This window comes from Candidatus Paralachnospira sp. LCP21S3_A2 (assembly GCF_052118925.1).
Classification (GTDB): domain Bacteria; phylum Bacillota; class Clostridia; order Lachnospirales; family Lachnospiraceae; genus Lientehia.
Genome location: NZ_JBQKGG010000003.1, coordinates 67057 through 93924 on the forward strand (window position 1 = coordinate 67057; position 26868 = coordinate 93924).

Consider the following 26868-nt stretch of genomic DNA (forward strand, 5'->3'; position numbering starts at 1 on the left):
ATGGTAAGCGAGAAGGTGGTTGTCAAGAACCCCACGGGACTGCATCTGCGTCCGGCAGGGGCGCTTTGCAAAGAGGCGATGAATTATACCTCTTCCGTAAAATTTCGGTTCAACAATACAACGGCCAATGCAAAGAGCGTGCTCAGTGTTCTTGGTGCCTGCATTAAAACCGGAGATGAACTGGAATTTATCTGTGAGGGACCGGACGAGGAGGAAGCACTGAAGGCAGTGGTCGAACTGGTAAAGAACGGTTTGGGAGAATAAATGAACAGAAAAAAAATAAAATTCGAAGCATCATTCGATAAAACGAACGGGATTGCACTGGCGGGCTATGTCCTCGCTGTGCTCCTTGCTTACGGATTTGCCGGGGCCGGAGAATATTTATTTTCCGGCCTTGTTTTAATCCTGGCGGCGATTTCAGAGTACTTGTTTTATTATAAAAAAAGCGGATTTATCCTGCAGGCAGAGGCCGTGTTCTCACTGTTCTGGGTCGGTGGCTGCGGCCTGTCGGCCATGAAGCTGTCCCGCCTGGCAACGGAGTGGACAGTCACCACCTGGCTGTGTTTTTCCCTGGTGTATCTTTGCTTCATCGGCGGATATGAAGGTGCGGCAGCGCTGGAGAGAAAACGGCGCGGAGGCAGTCCTGTAAAAAGCACAGGAGCTCCGGAAGTAAATTTAAATAAGAAATCGAAGAAGAAACCTTCTGACAGTCCGAATCGGGAGCTTCAGGCAAAACGCATCCTCCATTGTATTTACGGGATCCTGTCGGTGTCTGTGATCTGCTTTCTCATTGAGGCGATGTTCTGTGAGGTTCCGTTGTTTTCGGATAAGCCCCACGCCTATTCCTATTTTCACATTTCCGGAGTCCATTATTTTACTGTGAGCAGTATCTTTGCCCTGCCTCTTTTGGTGCTCTATATTTATACCAAGGGCAGGACGGAAAAGCGGGATTACATACGCCTCGGAAGCTGCTGTCTCATCGGCCTTATGATTCCGGTGCTCTGTGTTTCCCGGTTTCAGCTTATGCTGGCGGTGCTGCTATCGGTCTGCGTGGCAGTCTCGGCATGGCCGGGAATCCGTTTCCGTTATGTGATACTTGCCGTAGCGTCGCTGGTTCCGATCTATGTGATTCTCACGGTGGCAAGAAATCATGATGTGGCCTATTTAAACGGAATCTTTGAAATGAAGAACAGCAGTACTCCAATCTTTATTACCCAGCCCTATATGTATGTGGCCAACAATTTCGATAACTTCAATTGTCTGGTAAAGGAGCTTCCGAGCCATGCCTGGGGACTGCGCCAGCTGTTTCCGCTGTTTGCGCTGACAGGACTTAAATTTTTAAAGCCGGAGCTGGTGAGCTTTCCCATTTATATCACGAAAACAGAGCTGACCACGGTAACACTGATTTATGATGCGTATTATGATTTTGGTATTCTGGGTGTGGCGCTGTTCGGGCTGCTCCTGGGAGCGGTCTGCTTCCTGGTGCTCAGGGAACAGGGGGAAAAGAAGAATCCGCTGCGGTTTTTATTCTATGCCCAGCTTGCCATGTATCTGGTGTTTTCGTTTTTTACTACCTGGTTCAGCAATCCGACCACCTGGTTCTGGTTTGGACTGACCGGGATCTGTTACTGGTATGTGGGGAGAAAAAGCCATGCTTGATAACTGTACACTCTGTCCGCGGGAGTGTCATGCGGACCGGCTCCATGGAAAAGCAGGAGTCTGCGGCGTTTCCGGAAGCGGGATCCTGGGGGCGAGAGCAGCGCTTCACATGTGGGAGGAGCCGTGTATTTCCGGAAAAACCGGATCAGGAGCCGTCTTTTTCAGCGGCTGCCCGCTGCGGTGCGTGTACTGCCAGAATTATGCCATTGCACATGGAGAAGCGGGAAAAGAGATTTCGGTGGGACGGCTGGCAGAAATATTTCTGGAGCTTCAGGAGAAGCAGGCGGCCAATATTAATCTGGTGACGCCGACGCACTATACCCCCCAGATCATAGAGGCAGTGACACTGGCGCAGGATCAGGGACTTGCGATCCCCATCGTGTATAACTGCGGCGGTTATGAAAAGCTCCGGACGCTTCGTATGCTGGAAGGAATCGTTGATATTTATCTGACGGATTTTAAATATATGGAGCCGGAGACGGCAAAGCGCTATTCCCATGCACCGGATTATCCGGCGGTGGTAAAAGCGGCCCTATCCGAGATGGTGCGCCAGACGGGAGATGCACAGTTCTCGGAGAACGGCATGATGAGGCGGGGGGTGATCGTGCGTCATCTTTTGCTTCCGGGCCATCTGAAGGAAGCGAAGGCGGTGGTTTCTTATGTGCATGAGACCTATGGAGATCAGGTGTTTTTAAGCCTCATGAACCAATATACGCCGCTGCCCCAGGTGAAGGACTGGCCGGAGATCAACCGGCGGGTGACGAAACGGGAGTATGACCGGCTGGTGGATCATGCTGTGGCCATCGGTGTGGAAAACGGTTTTATTCAGGAAGGAAAGACCGCAAAGGAAAGCTTTATTCCGGCCTTTGACGGTGAGGGATTATAGAAAGTACAAACGAAAAACAGGAGGAGACAGATGAGCAGTGCAGTAGTGGTACTGAAAAAGGGCGAGGGACGTTCCTTAAAGGCGGGCGGCCCCTGGATTTATGATAATGAAGTGGCAAGCATCATGGGAACCTTCGAGGACGGCGATATGGTTCTTGTCCATGATTTCGACGGCTATCCTCTGGGACGCGGATTCATTAACCGGAATTCCAGGCTGATCGTCCGCATGATGACACGGGACAAGGATACGGAGGTGGACGAGACCTTTATCCGCAGACGGGTGAAGGACGCCTGGGAATACCGGAAAACTGTGGTAGATACGGGGAGCTGCCGGGTGATTTTCGGAGAAGCGGATTTTCTTCCCGGTATTGTGGTGGACAAATTTTCCGATGTGCTGGTGGTGCAGTCTCTGGCACTGGGAATTGACCGGTTTAAGGGACTGATTCTTGATACCCTGAAGGAGCTGATGGCTGAGGACGGCATTATGATCCGCGGCATCTATGAGCGCAGTGATGCCAGGGTGCGGAAGCAGGAGGGCATGGAGCTTTACAAGGGCTTCATCGGCGAACCCTTTGACACCAAGGTGGAGATTGTGGAGAATGGCGTTCATTATTACGTAGATGTGAAGGAAGGCCAGAAGACCGGGTTCTTTCTGGATCAGAAATACAATCGAAAAGCCATCTGGAAGCTCTGTAAAAATGCCAGAGTTCTGGATTGCTTTACCCATACCGGTTCCTTTGCCTTAAATGCAGGACTGGCCGGCGCCGCTCATGTGACCGGTGTGGACGCCTCGGAGCTGGGCGTGGAGCAGGCGAGAGAGAATGCAAGGCTCAACGGATTGGAGGATCGGGTAGAATTTCAGTGTGCCGATGTGTTTGAACTGCTTCCGGAGCTGGAGAAAAAAGGCGAGAAATTCGATGTGGTGATCCTGGATCCGCCGGCATTCACCAAATCGAGAAGCTCCATTAAGAACGCCGTCAAAGGCTATCGGGAGATCAACCTGCGGGCGATGAAGCTTATCAGGGATGGAGGCTATCTGGCCACCTGCTCCTGCTCCCATTTCATGGATTACGAGCTGTTCACCCAGACCATCGGCCAGGCGGCTCGCAATGTCCATAAGCGTCTCCGCCAGGTGGAATACCGCACGCAGGCGCCGGATCATCCCATTCTCTGGGCAGCGGAGGATTCCTATTATTTAAAATTCTATATCTTCCAGGTGGTTGATGAGAAATAGGACGGAAAAAGCTCAAAAATCCAGTGTTCATGCGGGTTTGCAGGAATTAGGCTGAAATTGAGAATATGAATACTGCTGGTTGGGATCCGGGGTTATGAAAATCTGGTGGAGGTCGGAGAACTGGTCTGCTATAATGGCAGGCAGCAGATCAGTTCCCATTGGATCCACAGAGAGCTCAGGTTGGGGATGAGAAGCAGAGTAATGGAAACAAAAACAGCGAAAAAGAACATTCCTTCATGTAATACATAAGAAATACATGAGCAGCAGTGTTGGAAAAGACAGGTGAAAAGAATGAAGAGTACGGAAAAAGCTCCGGAAACATGTCCGGTGTCAAAAAAATGCGGAGGCTGTGATTATCAGGGTATTTCCTATGAAGAACAGTTGAAGAAGAAACAGAAACAGGTGAACAGCCTCTTCGGGTCGTTCTGTCCGGTCCATCCCATTATCGGAATGGAGGAGCCGTACCATTACCGGAATAAGGTTCACGCAGTATTTGACCGGCGGCGGGACGGAACCATCGTGTCCGGTGTCTATGAAAAAAACAGCCACCGGGTTGTGCCGGTGGAGCACTGCATGATTGAGGACTCCATTTCCGACATGATCATTCAGGACATCAAGGGCCTGTTAAAGTCCTTTAAGATCAAGGTCTATGACGAGGACAGTGGTTACGGCCTTTTGCGTCATGTGCTGATCCGGCGGGGCTTTTCCTCCGGGCAGGTGCTGGTGGTGCTGGTGGTATCCTCACCGATCTTTCCATCGAAAAATAATTTTGTGAAGGCCCTGCGGAAACTTCATCCGGAGATTACCTCTGTTGTTCTGAACCTGAATGATAAAAAGACCAGCATGGTGCTGGGAGAGCGGGAAATCCTTTTGTTTGGAAAAGGCTATATCGAAGACACTCTTTGCGGCAAGATATTCCGTATTTCAGCAAAGTCTTTCTATCAGGTAAATCCGGTTCAGACGGAGCTCCTGTATCAGAAGGCCATCAGCCTGGCCGAACTGACAGGAAAAGAACGGATCATCGATGCCTACTGCGGAATCGGAACCATCGGTCTGACAGCCAGTGACAAGGTCAGAGAGATCATTGGTGTGGAACTGAATCCGGCGGCGGTAAAAGATGCCGTTGCCAATGCCAGACGGAATAACATCAAGAACGCACGGTTCTTCCAGGGAGACGCCGGCCAGTTTATGACAAAGATGGCAGAAAATGGTGAACACGCCGATGTAGTCTTTATGGATCCGCCGCGAAGCGGAAGCAATGAAGCATTTTTATCATCCGCAGTCCGTCTCGCACCAGCACGAATTGTCTATATCTCCTGCGGCCCCGATACCCTGGCGAGGGATTTAAAATACCTGACAAAACATGGGTATCGCGCAGAGGGCGCCTGGCCAGTAGATATGTTCCCCTGGACGGGACATGTGGAGACGGTAGTACTGCTTTCCCACAAAAAGCCAGACGGACATATTAACGTAAAAGTTGAGTTTGGCGAAGGTGAGGGAAAAGTTCCGCTTGATGATATCGCTCAAAGAGCGGAAAGCTATAAGCCCAAAGAACGAGTGACCTACAAAATGATAAAGGAGTACATAGAAGCTAAATACGGCTTCAAAGTACATACCGCATATATCGCAGAGGTAAAGAGAGATTTAGGCTTGCCAATGTACGATGCTCCTAATGCGGTAGAAGAATTGAAACAGCCGAGGAAGCATCCGACAGCAGAGAAGGTGGAAGCGATAAAGGATGCGTTGAAGCATTTTGAAGTGATTTAATGAGGATAGGCGTATCATTAGAAATAGTGGTACGCTTATTTTTTTACATAGTTGTCTTTTCGTTGACCAATATTTTATTTGGTTATAAAAGCGGAGGACAGATTTTATACTAAACTGCCTAATTGATAGAATTAAAAGCGTTCACTTTGCTATTATTGACTTAAAGAGAAAAATCAAATATAATATAGTAAAGTGCCCAATCGTTGACTTGATTAGGGGCGATTAAATAGAGGTGAAGATATGCTTCAGAATAAAGATATTGAGACACTGAGAATGTTGTTTAGCAGTCATAATTATGTTATGACTACTGCTGAACTTACAGCTTCAAAGTTATACTATGCAGATATAAAACAACTTTTAGATGAAGGATTGATTGAAAGAGTCAGGCGAGGTTACTATCACTGGACTCAAGATTATGGAGAAAGTGAAGTTGTCATTATCAATCGATTGTTTCCCGATGCAGTGCTCTGTATGGAGACTGCCCTATTCTATTATAGATACAGTGACAGAAATCCTGCCGAATGGAACTTTGCAATAGATAAAAATGTCTCTAAGCGGCGAACAAAAATCGATTATCCGTTTATAAAGGCATATCGTGTAGAGTCAGAGTTGGTTACGCTGGGCGAAACCGAAGGTGAAATTGATTTCCACAAAGTCCGCATTTATGACCGTGACCGTACTATTTGCGATGTGCTGCGAAATATGAACAAGATAGATAAGGAGGTTTTTAATAAAGCAGTACAAGGCTATGTTAAGGACCCGAAAAAGAATATACCGAATCTTATAGAATATGCGAAAGCTTTGCGTGTTCAAACGCGTGTAAAAGAATTGATTGGAGTGTGGTTGTAATGGCAGATATAGCAGCTTCCGTTCTGGCAAAGCTGAGAAATAAAGCAAAAGCTTCTGGTATCAGTTACCAGCAATGTTTGCAGCTTTTTGTGCAGGAAGAATTTTTGAGAAAGTTATCAAAATCTGGGTGTGAGGATACGCTTATACTCAAAGGTGGATTGTTCATTTATACTTTAACTAATTTTGAAAGTAGAGCAACAATTGATGTCGATTTCTTGCTCCGTGGATACTCTAATACAATAGATGATGTAAAAGAGTTGATTTGTAAAATCATCGACACGCCGACTGGTAACGATTATATAGAAATGCGAGCAAAAGGCTTTGAAGAGATTTCTCCGCAAAGAAAATATCACGGTATCAGTACACAAATTATTGCTCAAATAAAAAATGTGCGTGTGCCGTTTAATGTTGATATAGGAGTGGGCGATATTATAGTCCCCCGTGCCGAAGAACGCACAATCAACACTCAGCTTCCAGATTTTGAAGCACCTGTAATCAAAACTTATTCCCTTGAAAGCACCATTGCCGAGAAGTTTGATGCCATACTGCAACGCTTTGAACTGACAGGCAGGATGAAAGATTTTTATGACATCTATTATCTTTCAAGGACATTCGATTTTGAGGGTGCAAAATTACAGGCAGCTATATTTGAAACCTTACAGCGGCGTGGCACTCCCTATGACAGAGATAGTTTTAAGCGTGTTGTTGCACTTGCCGATGATGAAGATATGCAGAAGCGTTGGAAATTCTTTTTGAAAACCATAAAAGATAACACACTTGAGTTTCCATTTGTCATTGAAGAAATCCAGACTTTTCTTGAGCCTGTGTTTGATACGATAGTGAATGAGAAAGAGTGGCAAAACATATGGAAAGGCAATGCGAAAAAATGGTCAAATCTGAAGGGAGGTATTGACCGTGACAAGAGCAGTTAATGATGCAACATTGCAAAAAGCTGGTGATATATACCAGTATCTAATAGCTTTAAGAGATTGCTTCGAATTGAACGATGGCGATACTCTGCAAATTGAGACAAATGGTGATGTGAGCATTATAAATGATGTGGGTGGTCGCTTTCAGAGAGAAGTAAAACATCATTTTGGGAATACATCTATTTCGGACAGAGATATAGATTTTTGGAAGACACTTGCAAATTGGTATGTAGACTATGAGCGTGTAAAAAACTTTTCCAATTATATACTCAGTACTACAGCTACAATAAAAAGTGATTCTCCGTTTCATAGTTGGAATAATATAAAAAAGACTGAGAAATTAAAATGCTTAAAAGACATAGGAGCTACCTCTAAGAAAACTGAAGAAACATTCAGGAATCAATATAATAGAATTTTCGGTGACTCTTATGACGAAAGTCGCCTTTTGGAAATATTAGATAAATTTACGATTGAAGCTGCAAAAACTTCAATAGACGGTATATCGAATGAATTTTCTAAATATGTAGGTCACATTCCTTCCGAAAATAGAGACGGATATATAGGTGCTTTGCTTGGCGAAATATTAATAAAAGTTAAGGACCCCCCGCATAAATGGGAGGTGACCAAGTAAGCATTTGATGAAATTCTACAGATACAATCAGCAGCATATGGAACAAAAGGAACTGCGCCACTTCCAAATGAGTACGCAAAAGCAGTTGTTCCTAAAGACAAAATTACTACACTAGAACAGAAAAAATTTGTTGCTTCTATTCGTGAGATTAAGTATGACAAATTGATTCCAAATGCAATGTCAGATTATTGGAAAGCTGATTTAACCGTTGCCAAATATTTTAGGGACAACCTTATGTATTTAGAAAGTCTTGAATCATATATGGAAGATTTCTGAAAGCGTCCAGGCTATGATTTTTCTGGAAAATAAATCCATAACACTGGTCAGATAGACAAATCCATCTATTGTCCAGATGTAGGTAATATCCGAACACCAGACTGCATTCGGACGATCAGGATTAAATTGCTCATCAAGGATATTTTGTAATTCAGTGCTGAAATCGGAATCTTTTGTGGTGATTGTCCATGGTTTGCTCCACTGAGCACGGATTCCCATTTGGCGCATATATGTACCAACGGTTCTTTCCGAAATGACTTCACCAGTTTTTCGAAGTTCTACAGTGATTTTCGGAGCACCGTAGTTCTGCTTGGAATCATCATAAATATCCTGTATTTTTGCTTTTACAGCTTCACGACGTTTTTCTGTATCAGAAGGTACGTGGTGGAGCCATGCAAGATATCCTGAGCGGGAGACGCCTAAAAATTTCAACATTCCGGAGACGGAAACCCGGCGTCCAGCCTTTTTGGCAGCTTCCGTCTTCTCAGACACTTCGAGATAAATGGCTTCCGTCATTTTCCCAGAATGTTGATTGCTTTTTTTAACACATCAAGTGCATCTTGGGCATCACGTAATTCACGTCTGAGACGGGCAATTTCCTTCTGCTCGTCAGATGCATAATTACCAGAACCACGAACAGGAATATTACCTGATTCCCGGAAGTCTTTCAGCCACTTTGTTAATGTGCTGTATCCGATGCCAAGATTTTCTGCACATCCACGTACACCAAGATCTTTATGATCCTCGTAGTACTGGACTGCATCAAGTTTAAATTGTTTGTCATGTTGCTTTGCCATATGAGATCCTCCTTCAGCATGTCTCTATTGTATCATGCTTATGTGTATTTGGGATTTCTCATTTTGGCTTGTACTATTTATATTCTAGCACCAGTATATCAAATGCATGGCAATCAGATAAGTGTTAGAACGCTAGACTTGAATCTTCCGTTTGAGCAGGTTGCAGGACAGATGGATAGAATTGCTGAATCACATTTTGATGATGTTAAAAAATACCTGTAGAGAGGGGAGCATTAAGTGGTACATAATTGTTATATTAAATGCCAAGTGTGTGGATGTATTACTAGAGTGCGACTTCAAGTAGGGTGGCAAGAGTCTCACCCGATTGTAGTGACTTGTGGTGAATGTAGGACTTCCTTGTTTGGTCGAGTAAAGATTGGACAGGATACTCCCGGTTTAGAATACCATTTTGATAATGCTGATATTTGCAATGAAGAAGACAAAGAAAAATACATTGTGGAATGCTCTGGAGAGTTCCCTGTCTTTAAGCAGAGGTCGGTGGCTGAAGATGAGGGATACGTGCTTACTCCATTTATTCGAGCTACGGAGATAATGGATGAAGGGTATGAAGAGTTTTCCACGTCTGTAAGGCAGTTATCTGACGCTGCAAAATGCTGGACAAGCTATAAAAGAATTCAGGATTTATCTAAAGTAAATAGTCCTTATGTAAAGCAAGAAATTCAAAAAATATTCAGCGGAGAATATTTTCAGTGCAGGGATGAGTATGAACTATTAAGAGCAATTCATATGATTGATATACATGCATTTTATACCCCACTGAAAAAAGAACTTTTAAATAATATGGATTTTAGCGCTAACATACTTAAATTGGATAGAGCACAATTGAGAAAACTTCTGAATTATCTTGAAAACCACAGCGGATATCGTTTGGAAGAACTTCAAAATTTAATATATAAGCTGATGGATGAATTTATGTCGGTCTATCAGGCATTGATTCCGGCATTTGCGTTACAGTTTTATACAGATAAATTTGATTTGAGTGTTGAAGGATCTACAACAAGTACATTTGATACAGTTAAACAGTTTTATTTAGATGTATACGAAGGATTAGGCAATTTGCTTATTATTCCTATTGCGTTGGATAATATAAAAATCAGAAATGATTTTGAAAAAATGGCACCAGTAGAGAAGAATATTTCTTCTATTGATGAGTTTGTTGCTACAACAAAAGCGACTAGATTTCACTACATTTTTTCAAATGAGCCACATGTTGCTCTTGCAGATATAATCTTAAATGCAAAATTGAGAAACGCTATAGGTCATAATGATGTGGAATACGATACCGTTACACAGTGCATTACATATATACCCAATCCTAAAGACCGTTCAAAACGGAATCAGGAGTATTTGTTGCAGTTTGAAAATGAAGCATTGAGAATGTTTCAGGGAGTTTTGGTTATCTCAGAATATATTTACAGATTAAGACAATTGACTTTGATGGAAAAGGGGATAACACCAATTAGACCAAATGTTCCTATCGTTAAATCTAAGAAGATTGGGCGAAATGAACCCTGTCCGTGTGGTAGTGGTAAAAAGTTCAAACATTGTCATGGAAGAAACGGATAAATTAAGGTCGAGTGCATGGAAACTGTATCATTTACAGATGGTGAAAATAGTTGTTGACTTATTCCTTGTACAGCAAACAGACAGGGTTGAGACGATGGCGTTTTCTAAGGTATTGACCTTGGCATTATAAGGGTAAGAGCAAAGGAAAAAAGCAGAGCAGTTCCCATATACAGGTGAGGTTTAGGGGGCGATATAGATAACAACAGATGCGGTCAGATTTCTACTACAGATATGAGTTGATATGTTTCTGTAGACAAACGGACTATTCCGAAATATCCCGATTATGTTGTTATCAATCAGGGCCTTTCAAGCCATGTGGAGACGGTAGTTCTGTACATAATGGATAGTGTGAAAATGCTTGAAATATAAGGTTTTTTCAGCGACTTGTGATAAATCCAGGGAAGGAGAGGACTCATGAGAGACAGATCAAAAGAAATCGCTATGCTGGAGGATACTCTTAAGATCTTAAAGCAGGGCTGGTATGAAAAAAATGGCAAAAGGATACAACTGAAACTTTCCGCAAAAGAAATGCAGGAGATACAGGTGTACCTGCCGGAAGCGGTGAAGAAAAATTGTTCTGATCCTGAGTTCAGCAGGCCGTTTGTGATTGGACGCTGCGGACATGGCTGTGAAAATATAGATTCTTTTGCGCTTGCCAGAAAACGCCTTGGCGATACGTATCTTTTTACCGGGGATGATCACGGCATTCTGGTTTTGAATTTTGCCAATCCTGTGCATCCGGGAGGCGGCGTTCGTAACGGTGCAAGAGCGCAGGAGGAAGACCTTTGCAGGAAAAGTTCACTTCTTCTTTCTCTGGAGAGCAAAGAAGCTCGGAAATATTACGATTATAACAAGAGCCTCAATACCTATATGGGTTCAGATGCCCTGATGATCACACCTTATGTAGAAATTATAAAAGATGCGAATGGTGACCTGCTGGACGATACAGTAGTCGTTTCTGTCCTTACCTGCGCCGCACCGATGATATCACATGGCAAGGAGGGAATGAGCGAGTCTGAGTATGAGGACATGGTATATAACCGTATCATGGGAATGCTGAAATGCGTCGCATATCTTGGGTACAGGCATCTTGTTCTTGGAGCCTGGGGCTGTGGTGCTTTCGGTAATGATGCGCATGTAATCTCAGATCTTTTCTGTAAAGCACTGAAGGAACTGGATTACAATGGATTAAGAGAGAAGGATCTGTTCCGCAGGATTGATTTTGCGGTGCTTGACCGGACGCAGGATCAGTATAATTTTAAAGAGTTTTATAGAAATTTTGCCTTCGATAATTTTTACCGGGATGAGGATCAGCAGGAAATGGATGAAGCCATGAAGAGGATCAGAGAGACGGAGGTCAATCTGGACAAAATCCGTGGCTCATTAGCAGGCGGTGCTGTAGGGGATGCTCTTGGCTATGCTGTCGAGTTCTGGGGAGAAGAGCAGATCTTCGGTAAATACGGTGAGAGAGGAATCACGGAGTATGAGCTGGACAGTTTCACTGGGAAGGCTCTGATTTCCGATGATACACAGATGACTCTGTTTACGGCGAATGGGCTCCTTGTGGGAGATACACGAGGAGCAATGAGAGGGATCCAGGGCTGGCCAAGACACTATGTTACACAGGCATATCAGGACTGGCTCTATACGCAGGAGTATCCCTTCGATAAGCAGAAAATACAGGATCGCAGAGGGAATTATTCCTGCAGGTCATGGCTTGCGGATGTGCCGGAGCTTTATAGCAGCAGAGCACCGGGAAATACCTGTCTGTCTGCGCTTTCCGCTCAGAAGAACGGTAAAGGCTTTGTGAACGATTATGTGAAAGAGCCACAGAATCAAAGCAAGGGCTGCGGCGGGATCATGAGAGTGGCTCCGGTCGCGCTGAATTATAAGCATATGCAGATGGGCACACTGGACATGGAAGGTGCCCAGATCGCAGCTATCACCCATGGGCATTCCCTTGGTTATATGCCAGCGGCTATTGTGACGCACATCATCAACCGCATCGTTTTCGGCGAAGAAAAGAAAACTCTTAAAAATATCATAATTGAAGCCAGAGACAAGGTGGCAGAGATATTCCGGGGAGACAAGCATCTGAAGGAGCTTACCGATATGATTGATCTGGCAATCGAATTGTCCGGAAATGAGGAGGAGGATCTTGATAATATCCACAGGTTAGGCGAGGGCTGGGTTGCAGAGGAAACTCTCGGCATTGCTCTCTACTGTGCACTTCGTCATCAGGATGACTTCTCGGCAGGTGTGATTTCGGCGGTTAATCATAAGGGCGACAGCGATTCCACGGGAGCGGTTACCGGTAATATTCTCGGTGCGCTTTTGGGATATGATGCCATAGAGGAGAAGTGGAAGACGAACCTGGAACTGATAGATGTCATTATTGAGATGGCAGACGATCTTTGCCATGGATGTCAGATGAGTGAATTCAGCCATTATGAGGACCCGGACTGGATAAGAAAATACATCTGTATGCAGTGGAAGAATGAAAGACTTGCTCCCGCAAAACAGACAAAGTTTGAAGCAGTACGCGGAGATATTACAAAGAACCATGGCGTGCAGGCAATCGTAAATGCAGCCAATACGAGCCTTCTCGGAGGTGGCGGTGTAGACGGAGCAATCCACAGGGCGGCGGGACCGGAACTCCTGGCTGAATGCCGAATGCTGAATGGCTGTAAGACAGGACAGGCCAAGATCACCAGGGCATATAAGCTGCCTTGTGAGTATATCATTCATACACCCGGACCGCATTGGAACGGAGGCAAGTCAAAAGAACGTGAGCTGCTCGCTTCCAGCTATCGTTCCTGCCTGCAGGTGGCTGTAGATAACGGCATACGAAGTATTGCATTTCCGTCTATTTCCACGGGCATATATCATTTTCCACTGTATGAGACAGTGAAGATCGCGGTAAGGACTGCCAAGGAGTTCGCAGCAGAGTATCCGGGAGAACTGGATGTGATCAAGTGGGTACTTTTCGATGACAATACTCTGAAGGCATACGCGGATGAGATAGAACATTGGAGGGTATCCGAAATGGTGCAGTCTCCGAACTTTTATTCCATGAATAAGATGCTTCGGGACGGCGGGTGTTGACCAATTTCCCGTCCCGACCGCCCCATGTTGACAAGTCCCCGTTTACGACCGAAACCGATTGATAAGTTCGCATTTACGACCGGAGGGAATGCTGAAATGTCAAAGAATGCCTGCGTCATTTTTGAAATGAAAGACGTAAACAGACAGGGTACCTATTGGCATGCAGGGAAGTGTATTGTGGAACAGGAACACCGGATGAGCAGATTGTGAACACATGTGTTCACAATCTGTTGTGCCAAATGGGAATCCGTGCTCAGTGGAACAAGCCATGGACAATCACTACAAAAGATTCTGCCGATTCTCCTTTCATATAATGTTTTGCAAATTATTTTGCATGGATATTCTCTGATAATAGGTATTTATGATATCCTGTAAAGTAATCGTATTCATTTTTTTTTCAGCAGTTTTTTGGATTTCATTATAGAATCCCTGCAAAGACAACTGAATATTAATGCCAACGCCGCAATCAGGGTTGGTATGAGTATCTAAATGAAGCAGTGGTTTCTCGCCTTCAACTGCTTTATAAATATCCAGCAATGTGATCTGGTCTGCTGGTTTTGAAAGAGAAGGACGGGCATGTCCGGCTACACTGGTCATAAGTCCGGCTTTTTTTATTTTTAACATAAGCTGGCGTACAAATCCGGAATTTGTATGGATACTTTCTGCAATTGAAGCACTGGAGAGAGATTTTTCCCGGTTGATAGCAATCAGAACCATCACGTGAACAGTATCGCTTAATTTTGTTGAGTATTTCATGATAAGAAGCTCCTTGTAGTATGATATAAAGATTTTGTTTTCGCATTTTTGAGACAAAATAGTTCGGGTTTATCAAAAATATCTCAAGTTCTTAACAGTTCTTTTTAATGTGTTGAGAACTTGTACATATTTTTTATTTTAATGATTGTAAATAATATAATTACAACTATAATGAAATTTAAAGGAAAAGTCAACATAGGAATGAAACTTACGGAGGATTGTATAACATGCTGATCGTAGACAAATTAAAAGGAATTAATATACCAGAATTACATTGATTATTACATGATGCGATAAAATATTCACAAAGGAGAACTTATGGAATACAAAAATCAAAGAGAAAATCGTGCATTTCAGGAAATGTTGCAGGCAGCAGTAAAACGGCTGAAAAACCGTTCTGGAGAGGATCTTGCTGCAAAAAGTGGGGCTGTTTTTCATAGCAGTCAAAATATGCTTGAGGTACCGAGTTTTCATGAAGTGATTGAAATTCAACTTCCTGAGTTTTATATTAACTCAGATATGGATGCATGGCATTATCTGGCATTGCTGCATTATCTGGATATGGCAGATGGAACAGAAGACTCACAGAAGCTCATTACGTTTGGTAACCTGAAAGATGGATTGATTCGAGGAACCAAGTTTGACCGGACTGCAGAGCAGAAACTGGAAAAGCTTTTGCAGGACAAAGATCCTGAGAAAATTCAGAAAGCATGTACAAGTCTGGGTGCAGAATTCATAGAGACAGAGGCGGACCTGTGTGCTGTTTTTCCGGTTTTTCCAAGATATCCAGTAACTTTAAAGATATGGTTTGCAGATGAAGAATTTCCTGTATCTGGCAAAATATTTCTTCAGGATCATGCTGATCATTATCTGAGTGTAGAAGATGCGGTAACAGTTGGAGAAATTTTGCTGCAAAAATTATTGGAAGCATTTTCTTCCCTCTGATCATGAATCAGAAAACTTTCCAGTCCGGCTTTGATAAATTTGTCAATTGTTGTCTGAATCTGTTTCCAGTCATTACAGTGATTGCGGAGCATCAGTCTGTTGATGGAAAGGCAGCCATTCATTTGAAAATAAAAAACCGATTCTGCCTGCTCAAAGGTCAGGAGGCTGTGTGACATAAGCCAGGTCACATAGCCTTCTTTTGTATTTTCCGTTATTTTTTCCAGAAGAATGGGAGTAATCGTGTCATCCAGAAACAGAGATCTGTATTTTGTTTCCATTTGAATTTTTTGGCAGAAGGGATAGGAACAGCTGTTCTGGTTTGGGCAAAATAAATGTTCTACCGTTGTTTTCATATCCTGTGCTATATCATTTAAAATATCTTCCAACACGTCATGGACATCGTAATAATGCAGATAAAAAGTACCTCTGTTTATTTCAGAAATTTTACAGATTTCAGTGACCGTGATTTTTGTGAAATCTTTCTGCTTTAATAATTCTAAAAAAGTTTCTTTTATGGTTTGCCTGGTATATCTGGTACGGCGGTCCTGCTTTCTTGTTTTTTCCGACATAATGGCCTCCATTGAATGTATGCTTTACAATGTATCATTTCTCAACAGTTTTTGGGATGTGTTGAGGAACAGAACAGATTTCATAGATTGGCTATTGTGATTTATATAGTAACAACTATAATGAGGATTAAGGAAAAAGTCAACAGACTGTTCAGAATTTCAGGAGGAAAAACATGGGATATGTAATCGCGATATCAGGAAAAGGTGGCGTAGGCAAAACTACCCTTTGTGGATTATTGATCCAGTATTTGTGTGAAAGTGGGAAATGTCCGGTTCTGGCCGTGGATGCAGATGCGAATGCCAATTTAAATGAAGTACTTGGCGTGGAGCCGGAGATCACACTCGGAGAGCTGAGAGAAGAAATTGAGCGGGCAGGCGTAGACCCACGATATCAGATCCCATCCGGTATGACGAAACAGACATATCTGGAAATGCGTCTTTCTGATGCGATTGCGGAAGAAGACGATTATGATCTGATGGTAATGGGACGTACCCAGGGACAGGGCTGCTATTGTTTTGTAAATGGTCTTGTACAGACCCAGGTTCAGAAACTGCAAAGCCATTATCCATATATTGTGGTTGATAACGAAGCAGGTATGGAACACATCAGCAGAGGAATCCTGCCAATGATGGAAATTGCGATTCTTGTGAGTGACTGTTCCAGAAGAGGTGTTCAGGCAGCCGGACGTATTGCAAAGCTGATGAAGGAATTGAATTTTAAACCACAGAAAACAGGATTGATCGTGAATCGAGTCCCAGATGGAAAACTGGATGTTGGAACTTTGGAAGAAATCCGGAATCAGGGACTGGAGCTGCTGGGTGTGGTGCCTCATGATAATCAGGTTTATCAGTATGACTGCGATGGAAAGCCGATCATACAGCTTCCAAAAGATTCTCCTGTAAGAAGTGCACTGGGAGAAATTGTAAAGAAGCTAGGACTGTGAGTTGGAGGATTGAAGGTATGGAGATTACAGTATGTGGCAAAGGTGGCTGTGGAAAAAGTACAGTATCAGCACTGCTTGCCAAAGAATTTGAACGAATGGGAAAGACTGTTCTTGTAGCTGATTCTGATGAATCAAATTATGGGCTGCATCGTCAACTGGGAGTAAAACTTCCAAGAGATTTTACAGAGTATTTTGGCGGTAAGGAGAAAGCTTTTAAAACAATGATGTAATGCTTATTTCAAGCGGAAAAATACACCAGGCAAATGAAGGCTGTGCCTGCACGATGAATAGTATTTTAAAGCAATTTATCCAACATCTGACGGTAGGAAAAAATGAAGTTTATGGGCGGTCCGGAAAGCAAATGTTCTTGGGCAGATAAAGCCTGGAATTCCGGTATGGCAGACAGGGGAAGAAAGCAGATTTCCATTGACACCGTATGTGATTTTCCCCGGAAATGTGGGAGAAGATACAACGCTGCGCGAAGCAGTTGAAGTCCTGATGCAAAAATAAGAAAGTGAAAATGCCTGCAGCTTTCGGATCGAAAGCGCAGGCATTTTTGCGTTCATTCAGCACAAGGCTGAATAAACGGATGCTAATCCGGACGGAAACATTCAGCAAAGATCTGAATGACCTCCTTGGGAAAAGGCGGATTCCGGTAATAGAAGCTTTGACCGGTCATTTTTTCAAGAATGGCAAGTCCGTTATTACGGACGATGACATCTCGGATTGTCCGAATATCCTTTTCGATACACGACAGGCTGACATCATACCGGGCAGCCAGCGGCCTGTAGATTTCCTGACGGATGTTGGACAGACGCCAGGGATTTTCGATTGCCATTTCCACGGCCGAGACAAAGTACGGGTATCCCGCATAGCATTGGAATACACCAATGCGGAGCAGGAATTTGGTTAATGTTTCCTTCATTGTAATCCTCCTTTTGGAACTAAACCTGGATTAGCCATCAGAAGTAAATTGGACAATACTATAAAAATAGAGTAAAAGAAACCAAAAGTCCATAGAAGCGATAAAAAACGACCCTAATCGACCAAAATAGACAACATTTTCCAGGGAAAATGGAACTAACAATGTGTGGACTGGCGGAAATGAATGCAGCGAATCTTTTTTGTATACCCCTTACCTCCTCTGCATACACTGTAAAAACAAGCATTGCCGGGGGAAGCCCTTGAAGGATTATATCGAGGAACGTGCAGTGGAAATAGCAGGGTATATTATTGAGGAGAAAGCAACGGTGCGGCAGACCGCCGGGAAATTTGGGGTGAGCAAGAGTACCGTACATAAGGATGTGACGGATCGCCTTGTCCATATTGATTCGGCGCTGGCGGCACAGGCGCGAAAGGTGCTGGATCTTAACAAGTCCGAGCGGCATATCCGCGGCGGAATGGCGACAAAGGAAAAGTATCGTCGTCTTCATGGATAAGGAACCGCAGTGTCCTGCCGGGCACAGACGGCTTGACAGACCGGCCTCCATCGACTAGACTCTAAGATAGAGGAGGTCTGTTTATGTCGTATTCATTTCAGCAGTGGCTTCTTTTTTTCTATATTTATTGCTTCTTTGGCTGGTGCTTTGAGAGTACGTATGTGTCGCTCAGAAAGCACCGGTTTGTCAACCGCGGATTTCTTCATTCACCGCTGCTGCCTATTTACGGCTCCGGAGCGGTGGTCATGCTGCTGGTAACGCTGCGGATCCGGTCCTATGCGGTACTGATGTTTTTTGCCGGAATGATCGGCGCGACAGCACTGGAGCTGGTGGTCGGACTTGCTATGGAGGCGATTTTTGAGGTTAAGTACTGGGATTATAGTAATCAGAAATTCAATTATAAAGGTGTGATATGTCTGTCCTCATCGCTTTGCTGGGGACTTTTTACAGTGCTGTTGAATAAAGTGATCCATCAGCCGGTGGAAGCGTTTGTGCTGGGGCTTCCGGCAGCGGCTGTGACAGTAACGGTCTGTGTGATCTCGGTGATCTTTCTTTGTGATACGGTGGTATCAGTCAAGGTTGCCCTTGGAATCCGGGATATGCTGGACGCCAGAGTGCGACTGAAAAAAGAACTGGGCGAGCTTCAGGAGGGAATTTCCGAACAGCTCGGTACAATCCGCGGAGCGCTTGGTGAGAAGTCCAGTGCGGTAAAGGAACAGATGGGAGCACTGCTGGATTCTCTGGGAGAGCGGGTGGCAGAGCTGTCGCAGACAGCCGGAAGCCGCATGGCGCCGCTGCTTGATACGGTATCAGACAAGCTGAGCGCCCTGATCCGTATGGAGAAGGAGGAAGATGCGGAAAAGGCAAAGGAGATGAGCCGGTTCCGTGAGAAGCTGGTGTCGATCCGGAGTGAGGGTGAGGCCCAGAAAAAGAAAATGGATTATTTAAAGCTGAAAATGCTGAGACGAAATCCTTCTGCCAGTGCCGGAAAAATGTCTGCGGAGCTTTCGGAGCTTCGGGAGAACTATGAGAAATGGAGACTGGAGCGGAAAGAAAAACAAGAGAAGAAATAAAAAAACGCCTCGGAATCATCTTCCTGGCGATATAACAGTGTTTTTTTGGGGGGGGGGACTCGGCAGCCGAAGCTGCCGAGCGTGAGTATGAAAAAGCTTGTTCATAGCAATCTCTCAATTGCTATGGCAACAGTATAAGAAAAAAATGTGTTCAAATTATGTTCAGACTATGAAAAAAGCATGAAGAACATGAAAGAAATTTTACGGAAAGAGAAAAATCCGGGAGAAAATCCCCGGAGTTACAAAAAGGCATTGAAAAAAAGGGGGATTCGTATATAATATAGAAGAATACGGAGTCGAGCCGGACATGGTTCCAACGCGGTGCTCCGGACAGTGTATCGTTGAAGATTCCGGACGGACGAGCCCTGAGCGGGCAGTTCGGACGGCATGTCATATATCGTCATATATCGGATAGAAGAAAATGTGTGAACAAAGACAGAGAGCAGAAAGTGCAGTTTCAGTACAGGAGGAAAACAGATGTTATTATCGACAGATATAGGAATTGACCTTGGTACAGCCAGCATTCTGGTATATATCAAAGGGAAGGGCGTTGTGCTCAAGGAGCCTTCGGTTGTGGCGTTTGACCGCGACACCAATCAGATCAAGGCCATCGGTGAGGAAGCGCGTCTGATGATCGGACGTACCCCCGGAAACATTGTGGCGGTGCGGCCGCTGCGGCAGGGTGTTATTTCTGATTACACCGTAACAGAAAAAATGTTAAAATACTTTATCCGCAAGGCGCTCGGCAAGAAGACATTACGAAAGCCCCGAATCAGCGTTTGTATCCCCAGTGGTGCAACGGAAGTGGAAAAGAAGGCGGTTGAGGATGCAACCTACCAGGCAGGGGCAAGAGAGGTATCCATCATCGAGGAACCTGTGGCGGCGGCTATCGGTTCCGGGATCGATATTTCCAAGGCCTGCGGAAACATGATCGTCGATATCGGCGGTGGTACGGCGGACATTGCAGTAATCTCCCTGGGTGGAACCGTAGTAAGCACTTCGGTAAAGGTTGCCGGCGATGATTTTGATGAGGCAATCGTCCGTTTCATGAGAAAGAAGCATAACCTGCTGATCGGTGAGAGAACCGCGGAGGAGATCAAGATCCAGATCGGCTGTGCCTATAAGAGACCGGAGCTGGTAGCCATGGATGTCCGCGGACGGAACCTGGTAACAGGCCTTCCCAAGACGATCACCATTACTTCCGATGAGACGCTGGATGCACTCCGTGAGCCTGCGATGCAGATCGTGGATGCCGTACACAATGTTTTGGAGAGGACACCACCGGAACTGGCGGCGGATGTGTACGACCGGGGAATTGTTATGACCGGCGGCGGAAGCCTTTTAAGCGGTCTGGATGCGCTGATCGAGGAAAAGACCGGAATCAATACGGTGATTGCGGAGGAACCGCTGACTGCCGTTGCCATCGGAACCGGAAAATTCATCGAGTTCATGCACGGACAGCGTGAGAAAGAGCCGGAATAAAAAAATAAGCTGGAGAGAAAACAGGGCTGCCGAAAAGTCTTTGGACTTTTTGCGGCCCTTTTACCGTCAAAGATGGAAAATTCCGCTCTGTGTGCTGCACAGAACTACGGAAGGAGAGACAGATGGATACCATATCAGGCTATGTCAACAAGATCGTATACCGCAATGAGGAGAACGGTTATTCGGTGGTGGAATTATTCGGCGGCGGGACGGATCATACCATCGTCGGGATCCTGCCGCTTCTGGAAGAAGGCGAGTATATCCGGGCGGAGGGGATCATCAAGGCACATCCGCTTTACGGGGATCAGCTGGTTGTGGAGGAATACGAGATCCAGGAACCGGAGGACACGGCTTCCATTGAGCGCTATCTGGCGTCAGGGGCCATTAAGGGAATCGGGGCGGCTCTGGCGGCGCGGATCGTGAAAAAATTCGGAACCGATACCTTTCGGATCTTTGAGGAAGAGCCGGAGCGGCTGTCGGAGATCAAAGGGATCAGCAGCCGTATGGCCATGGAGATCGGAAGCCGGGCGGCGGAGAAGCGGGATATGCGGGACGCCATGCTGTTTCTTCAGAAATACGGGATCTCCGTCAATCTGGCGGCAAAGATCTTTAAGGAATACGGACATGAGCTGTATTCGATCATTGAAGAAAATCCGTATCGGCTGGCAGACGATATCGCCGGGGTGGGCTTTAAGATCGCCGATGAGATTGCCGTAAAGGCCGGAATCCGGGCGGATTCGGCATACCGGATCAAAAGCGGGATCCTTTATACGCTGCTTCAGGCCATTTCCAACGGACATACGTATCTGCCTCTGGAGGAACTGACAAGGCTCACCGGCCAGCTTCTGGGGGTGGAACTGGAGTCTGTTGAGCCACTGATTTCGGATCTTATCATGGAGCGGCGCCTGGTGGTGAAAAAGGAGGAGGAGCAGACCCTCGTCTATGCCGCCAAGTACTATTATATGGAGATCAACACGGCAAAGCGGCTTTTGGAACTGGATTCGGTCTGGGCAGTGGAAGAACAGAAGGCGCAGTCTCTTCTGGCACGGATCGAACGGGAGGAAAAGCTTCAGCTGGATGAGCATCAGCGGGAAGCGGTTTTAGAGGCGGCAAACCATGGCGTACTGGTGGTGACCGGCGGCCCCGGTACCGGAAAAACAACGACCATCACGGCACTGATCCGCTTCTTCGAGATGGAGGGCATGGAGGTGGCACTGGCGGCGCCCACAGGCCGGGCGGCCAAGCGGATGTCGGAGGCCACCGGCTATGAAGCCAAAACGATCCACCGGCTGCTGGAGGTTTCCGGTCCCCAGGAGGAGGTTCAGACGGAGGGACGCTTTAACCGGAATGAAGCAAACCCTCTGGAGGCAGATGTCATTATCATTGACGAAATGTCCATGGTGGATATTCAGCTTATGGAATCGCTGCTGGAGGCCATTGCATCCGGAACCAGACTGATTCTTGTGGGCGACCGTGACCAGCTTCCCAGCGTCGGTCCGGGCAATGTCTTAAAGGATATTATCCAGTCGGAGCGGTTTCATGTGGTGCGCTTAACCAGGATTTTCCGCCAGGCGGCGGCAAGCGATATTATCTTAAATGCCCATAAGATCAACCGGGGAGAGCCGGTAGACATTGCTGTGCGGAGCCGTGATTTTCTGTTTATCCGCCGGCTGGATGCCAATGCGGTCATCAATGCGCTCATCACACTGATCTGCCAGAAGCTTCCGGATTATCTCCATATTTCCATGAATGAGATCCAGGTGATCGCTCCTATGCGGAAGGGGATTCTGGGGGTAGAACGGCTTAACAGGATCCTTCAGGAATATCTGAACCCGCCGGCACCGAATAAAGCGGAGCATGAGACGGGACAGGGGCTGTTCCGTGAGGGCGACAAGGTCATGCAGATCCGGAATAATTACCAGATGGAGTGGGAGATCCGCGGGAAGGTGGGAACGGTGCTTGATGCCGGAACCGGAGTGTTCAACGGGGACATTGGTGTGATCCGTGAGATCAACAGCTTCGCGGAGGAGCTGACGGTAGAATATGACGAGGGGCGCATGGTGACTTATGAGTTTGGCGGTCTGGAGGAGCTGGAACTGGCTTATGCCATCACGATTCATAAGGCACAGGGCAGCGAATATCCGGCGGTAGTGATTCCGCTGCTGTCGGGGCCGCGTATGCTGATGACCAGGAATCTTCTTTATACGGCAGTGACCAGGGCAAAATCCTGTGTCTGCATTGTGGGACTTCCAGAGACATTTCTTTCCATGGAAGCCAATGAGACGGAACAGAGAAGGTATTCCAGTCTGGATAAGCGGCTGGAGGAATTGTAGAAAAAAGTATGAGGTACATAGCCGGGAAACGGCAGGGAGGAGGCACACATGAAACGGCTGGATGAGATTTTGTTTCCGAGAAATTGCCTGCTTTGCGGACGGGAGCTTACATGGGCCGATCCCGATGTCTGCTGGGATTGCCAGGGAGAGAAGCTTTCACTGGTCGAGGAGCCGGTCTGCCTGTGCTGCGGAAAGGAAATTTCCGGAGACAGCTGGCGCTGCCCGGACTGCCGGAAGAACCGGCGGAGCTATTATGGCGGTATGGCAGTGTACAATTATAATGATGCGATGCGGACACTGATAGGCCTGCTAAAATATAAAAACCGGCGGCGGGCCGCCGAGTTTCTGGCCCAGCGTTATTATAAGCACTGCGGAATACAGACCATAAATCTGTTCCCTGATGCGCTCGTTCCGGTGCCGCTTTATAAGAGAAAAAAGAGAGAGCGAGGCTATAACCAGGCGGAACTGCTGGCAAAGAAGATCGGGGAGATGCTGGAGATTCCGGTGGAAAATCTGCTGGAGCGGGTGGAGGATACTGCGGCTCAGAAGGATCTGAGTTACGAGGAACGGCTGGAAAATGAGAAGCATGCGTTCCGCGCGGTGAAGGATCTGCATGAGTATTCTTGCCTGGTTCTGATCGATGATATTTACACCACCGGTGCCACAGCGGAGAGCTGTACCAGAGCGCTTCTGGAGGCGGGAGCGGGAAGGGTTTATCTGGGGAACATTGCAATTACCATGAGAGGAAAATAAAGCAAAGCCGGAAACGTATAGGACTGGCAGAGCCTCGCGTATACTGTAAGGAGGATCCTCGGAAATTGTCCGGAGGCATTTATGAAGCGGAAGATCCTTGCGGCAGCTGTCTGCTGCCTGCTGATTCCTTATGTGATCACGTTGCTTGCGGCCGGAAAACAGAACCGGAAAAATAACGGACAGAAGCCGGAGAGCGGCCGTGTGGTGCTCTGCCAGGGCGAGCCGGACAGACAGATGGATCTGGAGCAGTATGCGCTTGCCATGGCGGCGGCGCAGATTCCGGCGGAATATGAGAAAGAGGCAGTCAAGGCGCAGATTATTCTGGCGCGGACATATATTTATAAGAAGCTTTCCGGCAGAAGCCTGATGGACGAAGCAGAGCTTGGAACAGAAGCATGGAAGGAAACAGAGCGTACAGAGGCATGGGGAAGCACTGCCGGGGAGGCGGAGAAAAAATTTCAGGCGGCACTCTCGGAGACGGAGGGTATGGTGCTGACTTGTAATGGAACGCTGATCGACAGCGTGTTTCACAGACGGAGCGCCGGAAAAACCAGGGACGGAGGCGTGAGCTTTCCTTATCTGAGATCTGTGGACAGCTCCTGGGATCTGCCGGAAAAGGAACAGCCTCCAATCAATGGGGCAGCCGGAACCTGGTTCCCGGCGGCGGAGCTGGCGAAAAAACTGAGGACAGTCCGCGGGCAGGAAATTCCGGAGCAGCTGGCAGCGGAGCTTCAGATCATCGGGAGAGATGAGGCCGGATATGTAACCAGCGCGGTGCTCGGCACAGAAACGTATTCCGGCGATGAGATCGCGGAGGCACTTTCCCTTTCGTCTCCGGCCTTTACCATCAGCCGGTCGGGAAACGTGCTGTGGATCACAGCAAAAGGCGAGGGACACGGGTATGGCATGAGTCAGACCGGGGCTCAGTATCTGGCAGAAGCCGGGCAGACTGCGCAGGAAATCCTTTTTTATTATTTTCAGAATGTGACCATTGAAATCCAGCCAAAAGCTGGAAGTTAATTTTTGAATAGGACACGGTAATCGGGCAAAACTAATACCGAGGTGATTATCGTGAAAAAAAAGCAAGGATTGCTGGTCATGCTGCTGGGGTGTCTGGTAAGTGTAACTGCCATCGCCGGAGTTCTGGCGTGGCAGAAGCCCGGGACGAAAGACGGGGAGAGCCGGAGTTACCTGGAATCCGGAGAAACGTCTGAACAGCTTCTGTGGAATGACGAAACAACAGTGACAAAGGAAGAAACGAAGCAGGAGACAGAACAAACGAACGAGGAAACGCAGAAGCCGGGCGGTATCCTACAGGAAGCACAGGCGGAAACAGAGACGGAAGCAGAGACGGAAAACGAACAGCCGGCTGCCCCGGGTCCGGAGATGGCTGTGGCAGAAACGGAGGAAACCGATGGCGAAGCGCCTGCGGCGGCAGAGGAGGTCCGTGCGGTGGCATACGATGGGACAAGCCGCCTGATCTGGCCGGTGGAGGGAAACGTCCTTCTGGATTATTCCATGGAACACACCATTTATTTCCCAACGCTGGACGAGTATAAGTGCAGTCCCGCGGTACTTCTTCAGGGAGAGGCCGGGACCCCGGTAAAGGCTCCGGCAGACGCACTGGTAAAGACCGTTGGAAGTGACGAGGAGCTGGGAAATTATGTAACCCTGGATCTGGGGAACGGTTATGAAGCGGTCTGCGGACAGCTTGAGGAGCCTGCGCTTTCCGAAGGTGATTTCGTGGAAGCGGGCAGTGTCATCGGAACCCTGGCCGAGCCGACAAAGTATTATGTGGTGGAGGGCACCAGCCTGTATTTTGAAGTGACAAAAGACGGAGCGCCCATAGATCCGCTGGAGCTGATGCAGTAAAAGGGCATCATGCGGTCTGCTGCGCGTAAAATGACAGAACGCCGCCCTGGATTCCGGACTGCTTCTCATCGGAAGTACAATTCCCCGGAAGCCGGGACGGCGTGAAGCATTCAGTATAAAAAGGGAAGGCAGAGTTTTAAAGCATGGCGAGGAAAAGTACAAGAAACACAAGAGGAAGGATTGTTGCGGCGGCCTGGAAGCTGTTTTATGAGCAGGGCTATGAGGATACGACGGTGGAGGAGATCATTGTGGCTTCTCACACCTCAAAAGGTTCCTTTTACCATTATTTTGACGGGAAGGATGCGCTGCTCAGCACACTGAGTACGTTGTTTGATGAAAAATACGAGGAGCTGGAGGATTCCTTTCCGGAGGATATGGGTGCCATGGAGAAGCTTTTGTTTCTTAATGAAGAGCTGTTTGACATGATCGAAAACAGCGTTTCCATGGAGCTTTTGTCCCGGCTTCTTTCAACCCAGCTTGTTACCTCCGGAGAGAAGCATCTTCTGGATCACAGCCGTACCTATTACCGGCTTCTCCGGAAAATCATAGTGGAGGGACAGAAAAGCGGAGAGCTTGGAACGGCCATGAGTGCAGGCGAGATGGTGAAGCTTTATGCGCTCTGTGAGCGGGCACTGATGTATGACTGGTGTCTGTGCAGCGGAGAATATTCTCTGAAGCAGTATGCACAGCGAATGATGCCGGTATTTTTGAGCGGATTCCCTGCACCGCAGAGTTGATCAGAGGAAACAGACAGCTTTTTATGCAGCAGGATTGCAGACCAAAAGATAGCGGGAGCTTCCATGAGAAAGCTGTGTATCAATAAAAATACAAACAAGACTATAAATAGAATAAAAATCGTACAGCCGATTTTCTTTGATAATACACGGATAATCGGCATTTTATTATAAAAAAGTACAGGATATGGTCTATACCTCGTTCTGTATTGCGTGCAGAAAAAACCTGTGTTATACTGATGCCGTTGC

Annotated in this window: 26 protein-coding genes and 2 pseudogenes; 23 read left to right on the forward strand and 5 right to left on the reverse strand. The window is 46.5% G+C overall.

The features are described 5' to 3' along the window. The 8 genes from ACTQ3K_RS03650 (at position 1) to ACTQ3K_RS03685 (ending at position 7954) form a co-directional block, all read left to right on the forward strand. Entirely contained in the window at positions 1 to 264 is a 264-nt protein-coding gene (locus ACTQ3K_RS03650) for an HPr family phosphocarrier protein (protein ID WP_441566038.1), read from the forward strand. Then, positions 265 to 1659 (forward strand): O-antigen polymerase, encoded by a 1395-nt coding sequence (locus tag ACTQ3K_RS03655; protein ID WP_441566037.1) that lies wholly within the window; start codon positions 265 to 267, stop codon positions 1657 to 1659. Continuing rightward, positions 1652 to 2545, forward strand: coding sequence for a radical SAM protein (locus tag ACTQ3K_RS03660; RefSeq protein WP_441566036.1), 894 nt, complete (start codon positions 1652 to 1654; stop codon positions 2543 to 2545). Before ACTQ3K_RS03655 ends, ACTQ3K_RS03660 begins: the two co-directional genes overlap by 8 nt. Before the next feature lie 30 nt (positions 2546 to 2575). After that, positions 2576 to 3778, forward strand: coding sequence for a class I SAM-dependent rRNA methyltransferase (locus ACTQ3K_RS03665; protein WP_441566035.1), 1203 nt, complete (start codon positions 2576 to 2578; stop codon positions 3776 to 3778). 291 nt (positions 3779 to 4069) lie between these two features. Then, positions 4070 to 5545 carry a 23S rRNA (uracil(1939)-C(5))-methyltransferase RlmD gene (gene rlmD / locus ACTQ3K_RS03670; RefSeq protein ID WP_441566034.1) on the forward strand — a complete coding sequence of 492 codons (1476 nt, stop codon included), beginning with the start codon at positions 4070 to 4072 and terminating at the stop codon, positions 5543 to 5545. 240 nt (positions 5546 to 5785) lie between these two features. Continuing rightward, positions 5786 to 6394 (forward strand): type IV toxin-antitoxin system AbiEi family antitoxin domain-containing protein, encoded by a 609-nt coding sequence (locus ACTQ3K_RS03675; protein ID WP_004844708.1) that lies wholly within the window; start codon positions 5786 to 5788, stop codon positions 6392 to 6394. After that, positions 6394 to 7326 (forward strand): nucleotidyl transferase AbiEii/AbiGii toxin family protein, encoded by a 933-nt coding sequence (locus ACTQ3K_RS03680; protein ID WP_118646003.1) that lies wholly within the window; start codon positions 6394 to 6396, stop codon positions 7324 to 7326. The genes ACTQ3K_RS03675 and ACTQ3K_RS03680 overlap by 1 nt, the downstream gene beginning before the upstream one ends. Further along, positions 7310 to 7954, forward strand: coding sequence for a hypothetical protein (locus tag ACTQ3K_RS03685; RefSeq protein ID WP_441566033.1), 645 nt, complete (start codon positions 7310 to 7312; stop codon positions 7952 to 7954). Before ACTQ3K_RS03680 ends, ACTQ3K_RS03685 begins: the two co-directional genes overlap by 17 nt. Positions 7955 to 8209: 255 nt before the next feature. Here ACTQ3K_RS03685 and ACTQ3K_RS03690 read toward each other — a convergent pair whose 3' ends face one another. Further along, positions 8210 to 8746: an IS3 family transposase gene (locus ACTQ3K_RS03690; RefSeq protein WP_441566032.1), complete on the reverse strand. Its 537-nt coding sequence runs from the start codon at positions 8744 to 8746 to the stop codon at positions 8210 to 8212. Continuing rightward, the gene (locus ACTQ3K_RS03695) at positions 8743 to 9027 is read right to left on the reverse strand and encodes a transposase (RefSeq protein WP_441566031.1); all 285 of its coding nucleotides are present in this window, start codon (positions 9025 to 9027) and stop codon (positions 8743 to 8745) included. The genes ACTQ3K_RS03690 and ACTQ3K_RS03695 overlap by 4 nt, the downstream gene beginning before the upstream one ends. 288 nt (positions 9028 to 9315) lie before the next feature. Here ACTQ3K_RS03695 and ACTQ3K_RS03700 point away from each other — a divergent pair, with 288 nt between their 5' ends. From ACTQ3K_RS03700 to ACTQ3K_RS03710, 3 genes and pseudogenes are all read left to right on the forward strand, one after another. Next, on the forward strand, positions 9316 to 10614 hold the full coding sequence (locus tag ACTQ3K_RS03700) for an SEC-C metal-binding domain-containing protein (protein WP_441566030.1): 1299 nt from the start codon (positions 9316 to 9318) through the stop codon (positions 10612 to 10614). Positions 10615 to 11055: 441 nt separating this feature from the next. After that, positions 11056 to 12960: pseudogene (locus ACTQ3K_RS03705) on the forward strand (TIGR02452 family protein); the annotation flags it as partial. A 138-nt stretch (positions 12961 to 13098) separates the two neighbouring features. Further along, entirely contained in the window at positions 13099 to 13719 is a 621-nt protein-coding gene (locus tag ACTQ3K_RS03710) for an O-acetyl-ADP-ribose deacetylase (protein WP_441566086.1), read from the forward strand. Between the two features lie 306 nt (positions 13720 to 14025). Here ACTQ3K_RS03710 and ACTQ3K_RS03715 read toward each other — a convergent pair whose 3' ends face one another. Then, positions 14026 to 14475, reverse strand: a complete 450-nt coding sequence (locus ACTQ3K_RS03715; RefSeq protein WP_441566029.1) for an Rrf2 family transcriptional regulator — start codon at positions 14473 to 14475, stop codon at positions 14026 to 14028. A gap of 318 nt (positions 14476 to 14793) precedes the next feature. On the opposite strand from ACTQ3K_RS03715, the gene ACTQ3K_RS03720 reads away from it, so the two are divergent. After that, positions 14794 to 15420, forward strand: coding sequence for a DUF3786 domain-containing protein (locus ACTQ3K_RS03720; RefSeq protein WP_441566028.1), 627 nt, complete (start codon positions 14794 to 14796; stop codon positions 15418 to 15420). On the opposite strand, the gene ACTQ3K_RS03725 is transcribed toward ACTQ3K_RS03720, so the two are convergent. Further along, on the reverse strand, positions 15342 to 15989 hold the full coding sequence (locus ACTQ3K_RS03725) for a TetR/AcrR family transcriptional regulator (protein ID WP_441566027.1): 648 nt from the start codon (positions 15987 to 15989) through the stop codon (positions 15342 to 15344). The two genes, ACTQ3K_RS03720 and ACTQ3K_RS03725, sit on opposite strands and share 79 nt — an antisense overlap. 173 nt (positions 15990 to 16162) lie before the next feature. On the opposite strand from ACTQ3K_RS03725, the gene ACTQ3K_RS03730 reads away from it, so the two are divergent. The 3 genes and pseudogenes from ACTQ3K_RS03730 to ACTQ3K_RS03740 all read left to right on the forward strand — a co-directional run. Next, positions 16163 to 16933 carry a nucleotide-binding protein gene (locus ACTQ3K_RS03730; RefSeq protein ID WP_441566026.1) on the forward strand — a complete coding sequence of 257 codons (771 nt, stop codon included), beginning with the start codon at positions 16163 to 16165 and terminating at the stop codon, positions 16931 to 16933. A gap of 17 nt (positions 16934 to 16950) precedes the next feature. Then, positions 16951 to 17163: a nucleotide-binding protein gene (locus tag ACTQ3K_RS03735; protein WP_441566025.1), complete on the forward strand. Its 213-nt coding sequence runs from the start codon at positions 16951 to 16953 to the stop codon at positions 17161 to 17163. A gap of 118 nt (positions 17164 to 17281) precedes the next feature. Further along, positions 17282 to 17443 (forward strand): annotated as a pseudogene (locus tag ACTQ3K_RS03740) (nucleotide-binding domain containing protein); the annotation flags it as partial. 82 nt (positions 17444 to 17525) lie between these two features. On the opposite strand, the gene ACTQ3K_RS03745 reads toward ACTQ3K_RS03740, so the two are convergent. Beyond that, positions 17526 to 17858 carry a sporulation initiation factor Spo0A C-terminal domain-containing protein gene (locus ACTQ3K_RS03745; RefSeq protein WP_441566024.1) on the reverse strand — a complete coding sequence of 111 codons (333 nt, stop codon included), beginning with the start codon at positions 17856 to 17858 and terminating at the stop codon, positions 17526 to 17528. A 259-nt stretch (positions 17859 to 18117) separates the two neighbouring features. Between ACTQ3K_RS03745 and spoIIID the strand changes: the two genes are divergently transcribed. The 8 genes from spoIIID (at position 18118) to ACTQ3K_RS03785 (ending at position 26622) form a co-directional block, all read left to right on the forward strand. Then, complete coding sequence (gene spoIIID / locus ACTQ3K_RS03750; RefSeq protein WP_441566023.1) at positions 18118 to 18372, forward strand: sporulation transcriptional regulator SpoIIID; 255 nt, start codon at positions 18118 to 18120, stop codon at positions 18370 to 18372. An 83-nt stretch (positions 18373 to 18455) separates the two neighbouring features. Then, positions 18456 to 19445 (forward strand): putative ABC transporter permease, encoded by a 990-nt coding sequence (locus ACTQ3K_RS03755; protein ID WP_441566022.1) that lies wholly within the window; start codon positions 18456 to 18458, stop codon positions 19443 to 19445. A 477-nt stretch (positions 19446 to 19922) separates the two neighbouring features. Then, complete coding sequence (locus ACTQ3K_RS03760; protein WP_441566021.1) at positions 19923 to 20927, forward strand: rod shape-determining protein; 1005 nt, start codon at positions 19923 to 19925, stop codon at positions 20925 to 20927. A gap of 122 nt (positions 20928 to 21049) precedes the next feature. After that, positions 21050 to 23260 (forward strand): SF1B family DNA helicase RecD2, encoded by a 2211-nt coding sequence (recD2, locus tag ACTQ3K_RS03765; RefSeq protein ID WP_441566020.1) that lies wholly within the window; start codon positions 21050 to 21052, stop codon positions 23258 to 23260. 48 nt (positions 23261 to 23308) lie between these two features. After that, a complete protein-coding gene (locus ACTQ3K_RS03770; protein ID WP_441566019.1) occupies positions 23309 to 24013 on the forward strand; it encodes a ComF family protein in 705 nt (234 codons plus the stop codon). Positions 24014 to 24094: 81 nt separating this feature from the next. Further along, positions 24095 to 25033: a SpoIID/LytB domain-containing protein gene (locus ACTQ3K_RS03775; RefSeq protein WP_441566018.1), complete on the forward strand. Its 939-nt coding sequence runs from the start codon at positions 24095 to 24097 to the stop codon at positions 25031 to 25033. A gap of 51 nt (positions 25034 to 25084) precedes the next feature. Continuing rightward, positions 25085 to 25885 carry a peptidoglycan DD-metalloendopeptidase family protein gene (locus ACTQ3K_RS03780; RefSeq protein ID WP_441566017.1) on the forward strand — a complete coding sequence of 267 codons (801 nt, stop codon included), beginning with the start codon at positions 25085 to 25087 and terminating at the stop codon, positions 25883 to 25885. Positions 25886 to 26028: 143 nt separating this feature from the next. Then, positions 26029 to 26622 (forward strand): TetR/AcrR family transcriptional regulator, encoded by a 594-nt coding sequence (locus tag ACTQ3K_RS03785; RefSeq protein ID WP_441566016.1) that lies wholly within the window; start codon positions 26029 to 26031, stop codon positions 26620 to 26622. The last annotated feature ends 246 nt before the right edge of the window (positions 26623 to 26868 follow it).